Source organism: Candidatus Paceibacterota bacterium, from assembly GCA_035452965.1.
In the GTDB taxonomy this organism is placed as follows: Bacteria; Verrucomicrobiota; Verrucomicrobiia; order Limisphaerales; family UBA8199; genus UBA8199.
Genome location: DAOTCE010000006.1, coordinates 81898 through 95123, shown reverse-complemented (window position 1 = coordinate 95123; position 13226 = coordinate 81898). Strand labels below are relative to the sequence as shown.

Below are 13226 nucleotides of genomic sequence, written 5' to 3'. Positions count from 1 at the left end.
GACTCCCCTTTTAATATCCAGCATCCCCGTCAGACGGACGGCGATGCCGTGCCGGTGGTCGCACGCTGGCATTGGCCTGCAAATGGCTGGGAGATCCCTTGTAAGTGCGGTCGGGTTGCGGTGTGTATCCCATGGGGAGCGCTCCCCATGGGATGCACACCGTAGCACCGCCGTGCCGCCACTGTATCGCCGAGCCAAGGGCGCGGGGGGGCGTGCTGGAGAGGGCAGTCAGCCAGCATCACTGTCCCAATATTGAGAGCCCCGCCGATTGTCCCCAACGCGATGAGCGCATGGGTTGGACCGGCGACGCCCAAGTCTATGTCCCCGCCTCCACTTTGAACGCGGATATCCAGAGGTTCTTCGAAATGCCGAACGAGATCATCTACACCGCTAAGGCTGCACCGCCCCTGTCCTTGCCGGGCGTCTGCATCCGGGCACGGCGCTTGAGGCGGCAGATGTCGGGCAGTGTCTTCCGTAGTTTTCCGGATGGCCTATCCGTAATAGTTCGGGTTGCTGCCTCCACAATCTAATTGGAAGGTCTTGTCAGAGGCTGCAATCGGGCAGCGTGCAGCCTCTGAGGTTAAAGGCATGAAACGGATGACGTTAGGCAGGACATTGTTTCTTTTGCGGCTGTTGGCGTTGGGATTCTCAGTTGCATGGACTCCAGTCTATTCGCGTGCCGACACAGATTTGCGGGGAAGTTCGGGCACTGGCGGTCCGCAAGTCGCAGTGTCAACCCGGGCACTGGATTTCGGTGCGGTAAGGGTGCAGGGCTCCAAGGATCTCACTGTGAGGATTTGGAATGTGGGAGGAGGTGTGCTCAATGGAACGGCCAGTGTGACTGGTCCGTTTGCCATCAAGGATGCCACATACTCGCTAAAGAGCGGCCAAGGCAAAACCTTGAGTGTGCGTTACCAACCCGCGGCACCAGGCACAAACACCAGCGCAATTGTCCTGAGTGGGGCTGACAAGGCGCAAGTATTGTTGACGGGCAGGGCTGGAGTGCCTCCGCAGCCTCCGCAGAGCTTTCGCGTCATTACCCCGGAGGAAGTTAGCCGGGCCGATTTCATCGTTCGTTACAGCGACGACCGCACGAGTTACGTGGTGAAGCCGGCCGAAAAGGAAGTATTGCCCAGGCATGCATTTTATACACCTCTCACGAGCGCGGAAGTGCTCAACGCGGCGGCAAAGCAGCCTCGGCGAGAGCTGATGATTATAGTGCTCCCCAGGTTTCACTATCACAGCACCGATGCCAGCGCTGGGTCCGCGCTCGATGAGACGAAAAGACTCAATTGGTTGAAGAACCTTGGAGACCTGATAAAGGGCCTCCGCTTGGCGGGCTACCAGAGCTTAATCTTCTGCGAGGGGCGCGGCTCGGTCAACAAGATAGCAGGTTTGAGAGTTGTGGAAGGCCCCGAGAAGGCGTTGGCGACTTCGGGTGGGTGACAACCGGCCCAAGCCGCATTGAAGAGCCGGCTCGCCTATTCAAGCTCGTACACACGTACAGCAAAGGCGCTGAAAACGTCTGCAAGCGAATCGGCTTGAACGGCGGCCGGATGAGTCTCGTAAAGGACCGTTGCCTGCCGCGACGCCAGAACATCACCGCGGAATTGCACCTTATGCACGCGGCTGGCTTTGTTGGCAGCGATGAGATAGAGCTTGCCGTTGGACTCACGAAGGGCGAACTCCACCGGCGCATCGGCGGGTGAAATGGTCAATTTGTATTTGGACGCGGGAGACATAACGATGGGGCTGACCTCGCGCAGTTCGCGGACCAGCTTCTGAACGTAATCCCAATGGGCTTCATTCGGCTTGTTCAGCAGTCCTGCGGGTTTTCCATAGTAATCTCGCTGGCCGGAGCCGGTGTAGAACCACAGACCCTTGACGCCGTTAATGATGCTCAGGTAGGCCATGCAGCGGTATTCGGCAGGGGTCGGGAAGCGGGCGTCGAGACGCGGGTGCTGGTAGGATTGAATGGCGATCCAAAGCGGCTTTTTGGAGTGCGTGGTGGTGAGCCAGGAAGGCGGCTGCAGCACTCCCGCCGGTTTGTTGCGCTCTTCGAGGCCGTTGCCGTCAGGCCCCTTCAGCGGGATTGGATACCACCACCAAATACCAATGTCCATGCAGGCATCGGGAAAGAAGTCGCGACGGTCCTCCTGCAGTTTCTGGATCGCGTCCCGCGTATCGCCCAGGACCAACGGATGGTTGGGGTCTAACTTATGAACCAGGCGGTAGAGGGCGGCGATGTGGGAGAGCGGCGCCACGCCGCGCGCTACGCGTTCTTCGGAGCCCCAACAGAGCAGGCCGGGGTGATGCCGAAACGTCTCAATGCGGCGACGGATCTGCTGCCACTCGCCTATCTCGATGGCCTTGCGTGGCAGTTCGACCATCATCCGCATGCCGTTGGACCACGATCGGTCGAGGAGTTGCTTGACCTGAGATTCATTGGGGTTGATTGGGTCCGTGGCTTCACCGGTGGTGATGCCGTAGTTGTGAGTCGCGGTGAACCCAGCCTGGCCGAGCTCTTCATAGCGGCCGCTACTATAGAGGCCGATCGGGAAGTGCGGTTTGCCTTCGATGCGGAGAAACCCGTCTGAGCCAATGGTGACAACGGATGCAGCCCGCGGGCTGACATGGACATCGGTGGATGCCCGGGCGATTTCCTTTCCTGCGCCGTCTCGCAGACGCGCGACAATCTCGAACACGCCGGATGCCTGGATGGGCAGCTGAACATTCAGTCCCACGTCATCGCCTTGGGAAGCATCCGCGGTTGCCGTTTGGATCTGCTTGCCACCGGCGTCCGTGACCTCAACGACCAGAAATAGGCCGGACCGTTTGGCGGGATTCAGATTAACGCGGGCTTCGACGCGCGTGTCGCCCTTACCGTTGCCCACCGTGTGATAACATGGGCAAGCTGGATAGAGCGCGAGGGGCGCCTTGGTTTGGAACTTGCCCTTCAGCTCGCGCAGGGGGGTGCCGGTCGAGTCGAGCAGACACAAGGCATAATTGTGGGCGCCAACACCATTGAGTGTGACAGGCACTGTAACCTGTCGGCTTGTTTCTGGCTCCAATGTCACCGGCAAGTTCTGATGCTGCTTTCCCACCACAACATGAATGCTGCCCTCAAAGCGGCTGGTCTGCCGATTGGCTGCCAGCACAGTAATGTCCTGCTGTCCCGCCCACGGCTCAGGGCCTTTGGCAAGTGAAAATGATACGGGGCTGGTGATGGTCGCCACGATGTCATCGAACCACAACATGCCTGGGGAGTTGGTGTAACCCAAATGCACTTCGGCGGCGGATACACCATGTGGGGACTGCGCAGTCCCGGTAATCTTCGACCAGGCGTTACCGACAGCTTCCACCGCAAAGTAGTCACGTTTGAAGACCCCGCCTTCGCGGTTACGAAATGCGATTCCGGCGAATGCCCGGTTCGAACTGGGCTGGGTGCACTCAGCACGTACCCACGTTTCGAATCGGAGTTCATCACCCGGGGCAACCGGGAAGGGCGCGCTCACCAACACAGATTTAGCGCGAGCGTGGGCCTGGAGGGCAACCGAGTATTTGCCTTTGCGTGGACCGGCCTGGTCCGACTTGACCTGCGTGTCGGCTTGTGCCGAATACAGCCACCAGCCGCCGGAAGGCAAGCCATCCGGATTAGCGGGTTGCTCGAAACCCGGGTTTGCGACGAGGTTTGTCTCCGGCACCGCAGCGTCCGCGCTGCTGCAACGAAGAACAGTTAGAACGGCAAGAACAACTCCATACATACTGGCTGCGAATCTATTCCTCCGCGGAAGGGTTCTCCCAGTCCGGGTACACTTCGGGTTTGATCTGTCCGCGGCGAATCAACTCCTGAAGATCGCGAATGATCGTGCGCCGGGCAACGCCGAATTCGCGGGCAAGGGCCGATATGTTGGGCCGCTGACGGGATTTGCCTACCAGTTCGAGCATGCGGTGCTGGCGGCTGAGCCGGTCGGTCGAGCGGCTGAACAGATCGAGAGCGTCAACGCGGTGCGAGCGTTCCAGGGCTTCGAGTTGGCGCACCGCTTCATACTCGCCACATTCCTTTAGGGCGGTTTCGACCGTGCGCTTGAGCGTGTGGATGTCCACAGGCTTGGTCAGGCAGTAATGGGCGCGACGTGGCCCTTGCAGCGCCTGCAGTTGCTGGTGCACTTCCAACGCGCCCGAGACGATGATGACGGGCACGAATGGCAGCAGTTCTTTTAGAGCTGGCAGGAATTCCAATCCCAGCTCGCCCTCGGAGAGGACATGGTCAAGAATCAGGAGGTCAGGCCGATTGCCCGGGATTTGGGCCAGGGCTTCGCTGCCGTTCCTGACCCGGGTCAGTTCGTACTTGCTGAGCGCCTCCTCGTATATCTCGTATTGAAGGTCGTCGTCTTCAACAATCAGGATTGTTGGTGTTTGCATAGGCGGTAGCCTGGCCAGCAGAGTCTATGATCGTCAGGGCTTAGCTGTGGCTTTATTCCTCACCGGCAGGATCAACGTAAAGGTGCTGCCTTGGCCCACGGTTGACTCTACCGCGAGGCCGGCTTCCATCTTCCTGGCCAGTTCATAGACCATCGAGAGGCCGAGCCCCGTCCCGCGCCGCGCAGAAAAGGCCTTTGTGGTAAAGAAAGGCTCGAAGATGCGCGGCAGGTTCTCGGGAGTAATGCCAGAGCCAGCGTCCTGGACCGACACCGCAACATACTCTGCTGCGGGCGCGGGTGCCAAAACCGGATTCGCTGCCGGCTTTTCCATCCGCCGCGTGGCCAGGCGGATTTGCTTGCGTTGGGTCATGGATTCCGCGGCGTTGAAGATGAAGTTCAGTAACACTTGCTGGACCAGGTCCCTGGAGCAAGTTACCTCGGGCAGGGCGGAAGCGTGTTCGAGAGTAATCTGCACCTCGCGCAAGAACCGGTCGCCCAACAGCTTGACGGAGTCCTCCAGGACCGCATTCAAGTCGCACGGGGCTGGCTGTTCGGCGGCTTGGCGGCTGAAGCCGAGCATGGCTTTGACAATACCGGCTCCCTGCTCGACGACCGTCTTGATGCGGTCCACGCGGGTGCTCACCTTCTGCGGATCGCCCGGATTGTCTTCAATGATTTGGGCGGACCCTTTGATAATGGACAGGATGTTGTTGAAGTCGTGAGCAATACCCGCGGCGAGGGTGCCCAGTGCGTTCATTTTCTGGCTGTGCAGCAATTGGCGGTTGGCGAGCTCGAGTTCCCGTGTGCGTTGCGCCACCTCCCGTTCCACTTCCGCGTAACTCCGGAGCAGTTGGCGATGGCTGTTGAAGGCCAAGCTGGCGAAGAAGAGCGCCACTACCAATCCGAGAATGGCAAAAATCACCGCACGGGACTCCTTGTACCACGGCAGGATGACCAGAAAGTCCAGCCGGGCGGGAGTTGGATCCACGTTACAGTTGCGGTCCATGGCGCGCACTTGGAAGTAGTGCTTGCCGCCCGCCAAATCCACAAAGGAAACGTTCCTCTCCTCCTGAAATGTCGACCATTCGTGTTCGTCCAGACGGTAAGAGTAGAGCAGACGTTGGCGGGATGTATGATTCCATTTGTCCTTTCCGCTGAACGACAGCGTGATACTGCCCCCCTCGGGAATTCTCTGCGCGTTGCCCGTTACTACTTGTACCTCAGTGTCAGGCGGAGCGGGGTCTGCCTCCGGATAGTACAAGCTCAATCCACGCGTGGTGGCGGCCCAGATTCGGCCGCGCGGATCTTCGAGGATGTCCCGTACCGCGGCGCTGGGCAAACCGTCCTCAATCCCATTCTCAACCCATGCGCCTCGGAAGTTGCGAGACAACCCGCTTTCGGTGGCCACCCACAAGCATCCGTCGCGTGCACTGACAAATGCGTTGATACGGTCGAATCCTACTCGCACGGCGGACCACGTCCGGCCATCAAACACCCACACTTTGTCGGATGTGGCACACCAGATCTTCCCGTCTGCCAGTTCGGCGAAACCAACGACCGATTCTGGACTGCTTTGGTCGGTGGAGACGATTGTTCGCCATTTCTGCTCGTGAAACCACGCCGTGCCGCGGTCGCCGCCCAACCAAAGGTCGCCGTTCTGCGCGGTGAAGAAACTCGACAGATTGCTGCCCGGCAACAGCTCGTGCAATGGCACGGCCATCGCTTCAAACCGGGCCCCATCGTACGCCTCCAACCGGTGACTCTGCACAGGCGCGCCAGCGGTGAGGGTTTGGACGCATAATCTTCCGTCTCTCAGCAACCCCAGCGGCTTGAGTGACGTTGCGGGAGGTTCATGGACGACGGTATCAAACGTGCGGGTGTCAGGTGGAAATTGAAGGCACTGTTCCCCCGCTTGCAGGAGCAGACTACCATTCTTCAACGGGTACAGGGCGCGGAGGTTTGGAAGATTGGTCAGAGCCTCAGCCGGCAAAGGAAACTCCTGATGATGACCATTTTGCACGAGGTGTAGCCCGGTGCCCACGACAAACCAAAACCTGTCGGCTTCGCCCCCCGTCAGGTGGTGGACGGGAGAATCGAGCCGCTCAGCGAAAGCAGGGGTTCTCCATGTATGCGGAGCATAGCGGAACAGTCCATCAGAGGTTGCCAGCCAAAACGCGCCGCCAGGCTCGATTGCAAGGTCGTAGTATCGGCGACCGGGCGCTCTTTCGGCCGGAATCGCTTCCCGAGTGCCTGCTTCCCATTTGAACAGTGAATCAGTCGTTACGGCCCAACAGGTCTTGTTCGCGCTGCACCAGGCGTGCCGCGCGCCTTCAACCGGGATGGCCTGCGCACTCCAATGCTGGCCGTCCCACTGGACCAGGCGCTTCAGCTGGCTTGCCGAGGACTCGGCCAGCATGGTCACACCCCCCGCTTCATTCTCGTGCGGTTCCTGCAGATTCATGCCCTGCAATGCCTCAGGCAGCAGGTATTGGTGCCACGCGGTTCCCGCTTTCAAATTCCTAACTGGGCCCGGCATTTTGAGCAGCCCGCGCGTTCCGGTGATCCACAGGCCACCATCGCGCGCCAGTGTCATTGTCGAGAATTCCCCGAGCTGCGTTTGCGCCGCTGCGAGCAGGACTTGGGTCCGGGGATGCTCTGGGTCCTCGGTGTTGAATTCGAGCAGGTGGTCCGGAAGGAGAATCAGCACGAAACCTTGGCGGGCTGGGCACAGCGGTATCGGATTATTGACTCGCAGGATGCGTTCACGGAACGCGGCGGCGATTTCCGACGTGGGATGCAGCACCCACTTACCACTTCGGAACTCTTGCAGGCCGTGGGAGGCGACCGTCCAGAGTTGGCCGCCGGGGCTCTGGTAAACGCGGCTGCTACCCTGCCCAGGGGAGGGGATGATATGGGTTGCATAGCCATCGAGTTCACTTACAGATCCGGACCTGGGGTGGCGGGCCAGGATTCTCCCTTGCGGTGAAAGAGCAACTGAAATGCAGGCGGATTCAGGCAAACCATCGGTCATCCTGCAAACACGCCATTGAGTTGCCCAGCTCGAGGGTTCCTGGGCCAAGTTCGCTTCCGGCAGCGTCACCAGTGCCGTGCCGAGGAGGAGAATCAACCCTCTGGGCGTCATTGATGCCATGACAATCTTAATCGCGTCCGGATTATCTATTGCCGGGCCTGATGGTGCAATGAAAACGACGTGCGCGTGGTAGAAGCGACGGGGTGTGCTCCCAGACGCACACTTCCCAATGAATACCAGCCGGAGGTAGGTTATGACCGAAGCAGTTTATGGCGTTATTTGCACGAGCAGATGGTGTGGGAACAGCGATTCGGCGGGATTGGTGCAGCAGCGAAGGATATTGCATGCGACGGGCGTTTACTTTGGCCGAACTGCTGCTGGTCATCGCTATCATTGCAATCCTGGCGGCATTACTCCTTCCGGCGCTCGCTGCGGTGCAGTCGAAGAGCCGGCGAACCGTTTGCCTGGACAATCTCAAGCAAGCTTCGCTCTCATTCCAAATGTACACCGCCGACAACGACGGCAAGCTGGCCCAGAATCAACCCTTGGGCGAGGTTGGCAGCAATTCCTGGGTGCTCGGGGACATGAAGGTCACGAGCGATTCGACGAACAAGCTGATCATCCGCCAAGGGAAGTTGTTTCCCTACGCCAGTCAGGTGCCCCTTTACCGGTGTCCCGGCGATCCATCTCGCACAGGCGATGCGCCCCGCGTCCGCAGCTACTCCATGAACGGATGGATCGGCAGTCGTTACATGGAAAGTTATCGCCGCACCAACGGCTTCCGCACGTATGTCCGGGAAGGGGAGCTTGCTGCCGCGGCGCCAGCCAGAATATGGGTGATGACTGACGAACACGAAGCCAGCATTGACGATGCCTGGTTCCTGGTGACGATGGATGACACCCGGCCATTCGCCAGTTTTCCCGCGACAAGGCACGAGCGCAGCTATGGGCTGAACTTTGCCGATGGCCATGCCGAGTTCTTCAGGCTGCAGGAACCCGAGTCGCGGGTTGCTGGGCGGGGTGTAAATGCAAGCAATCCCGACTGGCAGAGACTGAAGCAAGTCACAACTGTTCGGTAGAAGTAACTTCCCCTTGATGAAAAAGAAGACCATCACCGCAGTTTGTGCGGTTCTCGGGGCAATCGGATTGATTGCGCTGGCGTGGATTCCGGCAATTCCCGCCGGTGCATCCAAGGGCACCGTGCGAGCGTCGCGCATTACGGCCATTAACACTGTGCGCAGTGTCTCGTTCGCCCTCACGAACAGCAGCGGGCTCCCTGGTGCGCGGCCCGGGGGTGGCAATTAGACGGCCGTCTTGGCAATCGCGCGCGTTACGCCCGCTGGGCGTAAGGCAGACTCCATGGCCGGCGGTACTTCACGCCGACCAACTTGTCTGCTTGCGAGTCGCCGACGACCTTCTCGCGCGCAGCGTCCCACACAACCTTGCGGCCGGTGCGGTAGGAGATATTGCCGAGGTGCGCCACGGTGGAGACATGGTGGCCAATGTTCAGGTTCAGCACGGGCTGCTGGCGTGACTTCACGCAATCCAGGAAGTTGCGGACATGGGCAGGACGGGGATCGGGGCTGCCAGGCTTGCGTTGGTTGTCGAGGTTGGCCTGCTTCTTCTCGGTGCGGATTTCCCAACCCTCGTCATTCAGGATGATGTTACCTTCGGTGCCGCTCCATTCGACGCCCCACGAGCGGTTATACAGGCCGTTGTTCAAGCCGGCCTTGTGCTCCCAAATCAGCGTGTAGCTCGGGAACTCATACACGGTCACCTGCGAGTCCGGGGTTTCGGAGTTGTCGTCCAGCACGAATTTGCCGCCGCAGGAATATGCGCTTTTGGGCGAGTCGGGGCCCATTCCCATGAGCATCATGTTGATAAGGTGTACTCCCCAGTCGGTCATGAGCCCGCCAGCGTAATCCCAGAACCACCGGAAGTTGAAATGGAAGCGGTTAGGGTTAAAGGGTCGCTTGGGCGCGGGACCAAGCCACAAATCGTAATCCACTCCGGGAGGCGGCGGACAGTCGGCGGGTTTACCGATGCTGGGCAGCCAGTCCAGATAGGCCCAACCGCGCACAATGCTGACTTTGCCTAGCTTGCCAGAGCGAATGAACTCGCCCGCTTCCACAATGTGCTTGCAACTCCGCCACTGCGAGCCCATCTGCACGACGCGCTGGTGTCGCTTCACCGCTTCTAACATGGCGCGGCCTTCGTCAATAGTCGTGGCTAGCGGCTTTTCCACGTAGACGTCCTTCCCTGCCTGGCAAGCGAGGACTGTCGGCAACGCGTGCCAATGGTCAGGTGTGGCGACGAGTACTACGTCCACGTCCTTGCGGTCGAGCATCTGGCGGAAGTCCTTTACCGTAGCGGGCTTGCTGCCGCGCTGCTTCTCGCATAGTGCTACGCCCTTGGCGATCTTCGCATCGTCCACGTCGCAGACCACTGGGCAATCCACCTCCGGATTGAGGAAGAAACATTGCAGGTCGCCCAGCCCCATGCCGCCGCAGCCAATCAGGCCGATGCGGACCTTGTCGCTTGGCCCTGGCTCGGCGGCGCGGACAGAGCGCACAAATGGTAAAGTTAGAGTATCAATGGCCAGTGGGGCGAGTCCGGCGGCCAGGGCGGATTTGCCCAGGAATTGGCGGCGAGAGAGCGGTGTCATAATTCGAGCTTTCAATAGGATTCTGTGCTAAACGATGGTGTCAAAACGGGCCTGAGTTTGCCATGTTGGCTTGCCCGCGTCCAGTCCTGACCACCGATTTCCAAGTCGGTTTGAAGCATCGGGACACGGCTTCGGGTGTTCGGAGATGGTCTTGGTTAAACCCGGGGAGGATTGCAGCGCCCTGAATTGCGGTTCGTCGGGAAGGTTGACCGGGCCGAGGTTTGTGCCTAGAAAGATGGAAATGAAGCACTGTTTTTTTCGGGAACACAATAGGGCATTCTGCGGGCCGGAATGGATGCTGTCTGCCGCGCTTGCGATTTCACTCTTGTCGGCACAGGCAGAATTCAAGGTCGCACTGGTGTTGGACCGGGGTGGCAAGGACGATAAGTCCTTCAACTCATCGGCCTATGCTGGAGCCACCCGCGCCAAAGACAAGTTAAGCATCCTGCTAAAGTATGTCGAGGTGCCCGATGACAATGCGTTCGAGCCGATGCTGCGGGCATTTGCGTCACGCGACTTCGACCTTATTCTTGGGATTGGCTTCGCCCAGAGGGAAGCGATTCAGAAGGTCGCCGCGCAGTTTCCCAAGCGTCATTTCGCGATTGTGGACGCGCAGGTCGAAGCGCGGAACGTCCGGTCGCTCATGTTTCAGGAGCACGAAGGGGCGTATGTGGTCGGCGCCATTGCGGCGATGACCAGCAAGACCGGCAAGATCGGCTTTGTCGGGGGAATGGATATTCCCCTAATCCGCCGGTTCGAGCTGGGTTACCAGGCGGGCGCGAAGAAGATCAATCCGCGGATCGGGGTGCTGGCGAACTTTGTCGGGATGACGAGCGAGGCATGGAATAATCCTCCCAAAGGCAAGGAACTAGCCATCTCGCAGTATGACGCAGGGGCCGATGTGATTTTCGCAGCGGCGGGAGCTTCGGGGCTGGGGGTGTTCGACGCGGCGGAGGAGAAGCAACGGTTTGCCATCGGCGTGGACGCCAACCAGAACTGGACCAAGCCGGGCTGGATTCTGACGAGCATGTTGAAGCGGGTGGACGAAGCGGTGTTCACCACCATTGCCGAGGCCAAAGCGGGCAAGTTCACCGGCGAGGTAAAGTGGTTTGGACTGGCCAACCAAGGCGTGGACTATGCCTTTGACCAATACAACGCGAAGGTCCTGACGGAGCCGGTTCGCAGTCGGGCCGACGAGTTGAAAGCCGCAATCATCGCCGGGAAGATCGTGGTGCCGGATTACTACAAGAGAGAACCATAAAGCCGTGGAGGTAGGCAAAGCGCCCGCGCGAGCCAGAACAACCCGGGGACAACATAGAAGTCAGGGTTCGCGCGAAGGCTGGCCCTCTACAGTCGGGTTCTTGAGACAGACCGGGGGAATCTATCTCCTCAGCGCCGCTTTGGTTTCGGCCATGAGCTGATCCAGTTCGGGTTGGAGCTTCGCTTTCGTCGCCTTGTTCATGCGGTCAATGAAGAGTATGCCGTGAAGATGGTCAACTTCGTGCTGGACGACGCGGGCCAGCAGCCCACCGCAGCGGAACTCAATTGGCTGACCTTCCAGGTTCAGCGCCTGCACGTCCACAACGTCAGGACGGGTGATGTCAGCGTAGATCTCGGGGAAGCTGAGGCAGCCTTCCGGCCCGGTCACCGGCTCGCCCACGGGTTTGACCTCCGGGTTTATCAGGACCAGCGGCATGAACCCCTTCACATCGGCAGGCTTGCCTCGCAACTCCAGCGTGGATGGCCGGTCTGTCACCTCGCGCACATCAATAACGGTCAGTTGCACCGCGAAGCCAACCTGCTGCGCGGCCAGGCCGACACCCTTGTAGCTGTACATGGTTTCAAGCATGTCAGCGGCGAGCTGCCTGATGGCGGGTGTGATGCTCTCGATGCGCACGCCTTTCTGGCGGAGCACCGGCATGCCGTATTGTACGACGACGAGCGGCATGGTCAGGCAGGCCAGCTCCGCAGCAGTTTCGCCAGGTCGGGCATGGCGGGGCTTTGGCCTGTGCGCACGTAGAAGCCGCTGGTGGTAACGCCGGTTAGCAGACAACGGTCGGTAGGGAAGCCGAGCAACTTGCCGAGGCAGAAGCCGGAGTTAAAGTGATCGCCCGCGCCGGTCGTGATCTTGGGCTTGGGAGTGAAGGGCCCCTGGACGAGAGCGGAGCCATCCGGCCCGGAGGCGAGCGCGTAGGCGGTCGGGTGAATAATGATGGTGTCCACTCGGACGCGCTGGTGGATTTCCTGACAGAGCTTTTGCAGCCCTGTGGGCGAGTGGTCCGTGGTGTTCAAGCCGAGGTTCCCTCCAATCTCGATGCTCTCCTTCTCGTTGAGGCCGAGGACCACGTCGAAGTATTGCTGGAATGCAGCGAGCAGCTCCAGTGCGCGTGAGATGTCAGCCCTGGTGCGTTTCTCCGGATCAGCGAGGTCAAGGAACAGCTTTCGGCGCGGGCCCTTCATGCCGGGGCAGATTTCTTTGAGCACAGCCGCCCAGATGTCGCTCATGTGGGTGAGCATGGTCCAGTTGACGAACCCGACCAGGTCCGCATGGCCGAACTTGGCGGTGAACTTGTCCAAGCCGAAGCGGACCTTGATGTTCTCCCAGTTCATCTGCTTTAGGGACTGGTGCTTGCCAAGCATGATCTTGCCGTCGTCGAACTCCAGCGCGTCGGTGTAGCCGGGCTCGGCGATGGAATGCACCTCGGCGCGTTTGGCGAAGTCCGCAAACACCGGATGCAGGTTTGGGTAGCCGAGGATGCCAAGGTAGCTGACCTTGAGGCCGAAACTGGCGAGGGCGTTGGCCATGATAGGACCGTTGCCGCCGAGTTTGTTCAGCTGACTGACCAGCTCGACATTGGTGCTGCGGCCGGCTGCGGCCGCCAGCCGTTCGGCCAGTTGGGCAATCGTTGGCAGGCGCACATACTTGTCCGCGCTTTCGCGCTTGTCCACGACATGGAGGATGTCATCCACAAAGCCATCCAGGCCGACAAAGGCGGTCATCTGCCCAGCGCGGTTCACGGCAGCCAGAAGTTGGGTGGCGGTTTGTTCGCGTTGGTCGCGTTGTTCGGGTGTAGTCATACGGTTCACTAAAGGTGATGCGGCAAAT

11 protein-coding genes are annotated in these 13226 nt (G+C 59.8%); 5 read left to right on the top strand and 6 right to left on the bottom strand.

The features are described from left to right. Positions 1-152: 152 nt before the first annotated feature. Both P5205_07875 and P5205_07870 read left to right on the top strand, forming a co-directional pair. Positions 153-530 (top strand): hypothetical protein, encoded by a 378-nt coding sequence (locus tag P5205_07875; GenBank protein HSA10276.1) that lies wholly within the window; start codon positions 153-155, stop codon positions 528-530. Between the two features lie 259 nt (positions 531-789). After that, complete coding sequence (locus P5205_07870; protein HSA10275.1) at positions 790-1446, top strand: hypothetical protein; 657 nt, start codon at positions 790-792, stop codon at positions 1444-1446. 35 nt (positions 1447-1481) lie between these two features. Here P5205_07870 and P5205_07865 read toward each other — a convergent pair whose 3' ends face one another. From P5205_07865 to P5205_07855, 3 genes are read right to left on the bottom strand one after another with little or no spacing between them, the layout of a single operon-like run. Further along, positions 1482-3764: a hypothetical protein gene (locus P5205_07865; GenBank protein HSA10274.1), complete on the bottom strand. Its 2283-nt coding sequence runs from the start codon at positions 3762-3764 to the stop codon at positions 1482-1484. Positions 3765-3777: 13 nt separating this feature from the next. Continuing rightward, on the bottom strand, positions 3778-4425 hold the full coding sequence (locus tag P5205_07860) for a response regulator (GenBank protein ID HSA10273.1): 648 nt from the start codon (positions 4423-4425) through the stop codon (positions 3778-3780). A gap of 33 nt (positions 4426-4458) precedes the next feature. Further along, complete coding sequence (locus P5205_07855) at positions 4459-7575, bottom strand: ATP-binding protein (GenBank protein ID HSA10272.1); 3117 nt, start codon at positions 7573-7575, stop codon at positions 4459-4461. Between the two features lie 224 nt (positions 7576-7799). Between P5205_07855 and P5205_07850 the strand changes: the two genes are divergently transcribed. Further along, positions 7800-8534: a prepilin-type N-terminal cleavage/methylation domain-containing protein gene (locus P5205_07850; protein HSA10271.1), complete on the top strand. Its 735-nt coding sequence runs from the start codon at positions 7800-7802 to the stop codon at positions 8532-8534. A 16-nt stretch (positions 8535-8550) separates the two neighbouring features. Further along, the gene (locus tag P5205_07845; protein ID HSA10270.1) at positions 8551-8760 is read left to right on the top strand and encodes a hypothetical protein; all 210 of its coding nucleotides are present in this window, start codon (positions 8551-8553) and stop codon (positions 8758-8760) included. Between the two features lie 25 nt (positions 8761-8785). On the opposite strand, the gene P5205_07840 is transcribed toward P5205_07845, so the two are convergent. Next, positions 8786-10120 carry a Gfo/Idh/MocA family oxidoreductase gene (locus P5205_07840; GenBank protein HSA10269.1) on the bottom strand — a complete coding sequence of 445 codons (1335 nt, stop codon included), beginning with the start codon at positions 10118-10120 and terminating at the stop codon, positions 8786-8788. A gap of 241 nt (positions 10121-10361) precedes the next feature. Here P5205_07840 and P5205_07835 point away from each other — a divergent pair, with 241 nt between their 5' ends. Then, positions 10362-11381, top strand: a complete 1020-nt coding sequence (locus P5205_07835) for a BMP family ABC transporter substrate-binding protein (GenBank protein HSA10268.1) — start codon at positions 10362-10364, stop codon at positions 11379-11381. A gap of 120 nt (positions 11382-11501) precedes the next feature. Here P5205_07835 and def read toward each other — a convergent pair whose 3' ends face one another. Together def and P5205_07825 are read right to left on the bottom strand one after the other, a co-directional pair. Then, positions 11502-12068 (bottom strand): peptide deformylase, encoded by a 567-nt coding sequence (gene def, locus P5205_07830; GenBank protein HSA10267.1) that lies wholly within the window; start codon positions 12066-12068, stop codon positions 11502-11504. A gap of 2 nt (positions 12069-12070) precedes the next feature. Next, positions 12071-13198 carry a hypothetical protein gene (locus P5205_07825; GenBank protein HSA10266.1) on the bottom strand — a complete coding sequence of 376 codons (1128 nt, stop codon included), beginning with the start codon at positions 13196-13198 and terminating at the stop codon, positions 12071-12073. Positions 13199-13226 lie beyond the last annotated feature (28 nt).

Coding starts and splice junctions, on each gene's coding strand:
- P5205_07875 (HSA10276.1), top strand. CDS start 153: ATGCACACCGTAGCACCGCCGTGCCGCCACTGTATCGCCGAGCCAAGG.
- P5205_07845 (HSA10270.1), top strand. CDS start 8,551: ATGAAAAAGAAGACCATCACCGCAGTTTGTGCGGTTCTCGGGGCAATC.
- P5205_07855 (HSA10272.1), bottom strand. CDS start 7,575: ATGGCATCAATGACGCCCAGAGGGTTGATTCTCCTCCTCGGCACGGCA.
- P5205_07850 (HSA10271.1), top strand. CDS start 7,800: ATGCGACGGGCGTTTACTTTGGCCGAACTGCTGCTGGTCATCGCTATC.
- def (HSA10267.1), bottom strand. CDS start 12,068: ATGCCGCTCGTCGTCGTACAATACGGCATGCCGGTGCTCCGCCAGAAA.
- P5205_07865 (HSA10274.1), bottom strand. CDS start 3,764: ATGTATGGAGTTGTTCTTGCCGTTCTAACTGTTCTTCGTTGCAGCAGC.
- P5205_07860 (HSA10273.1), bottom strand. CDS start 4,425: ATGCAAACACCAACAATCCTGATTGTTGAAGACGACGACCTTCAATAC.
- P5205_07835 (HSA10268.1), top strand. CDS start 10,362: ATGAAGCACTGTTTTTTTCGGGAACACAATAGGGCATTCTGCGGGCCG.
- P5205_07840 (HSA10269.1), bottom strand. CDS start 10,120: ATGACACCGCTCTCTCGCCGCCAATTCCTGGGCAAATCCGCCCTGGCC.
- P5205_07825 (HSA10266.1), bottom strand. CDS start 13,198: ATGACTACACCCGAACAACGCGACCAACGCGAACAAACCGCCACCCAA.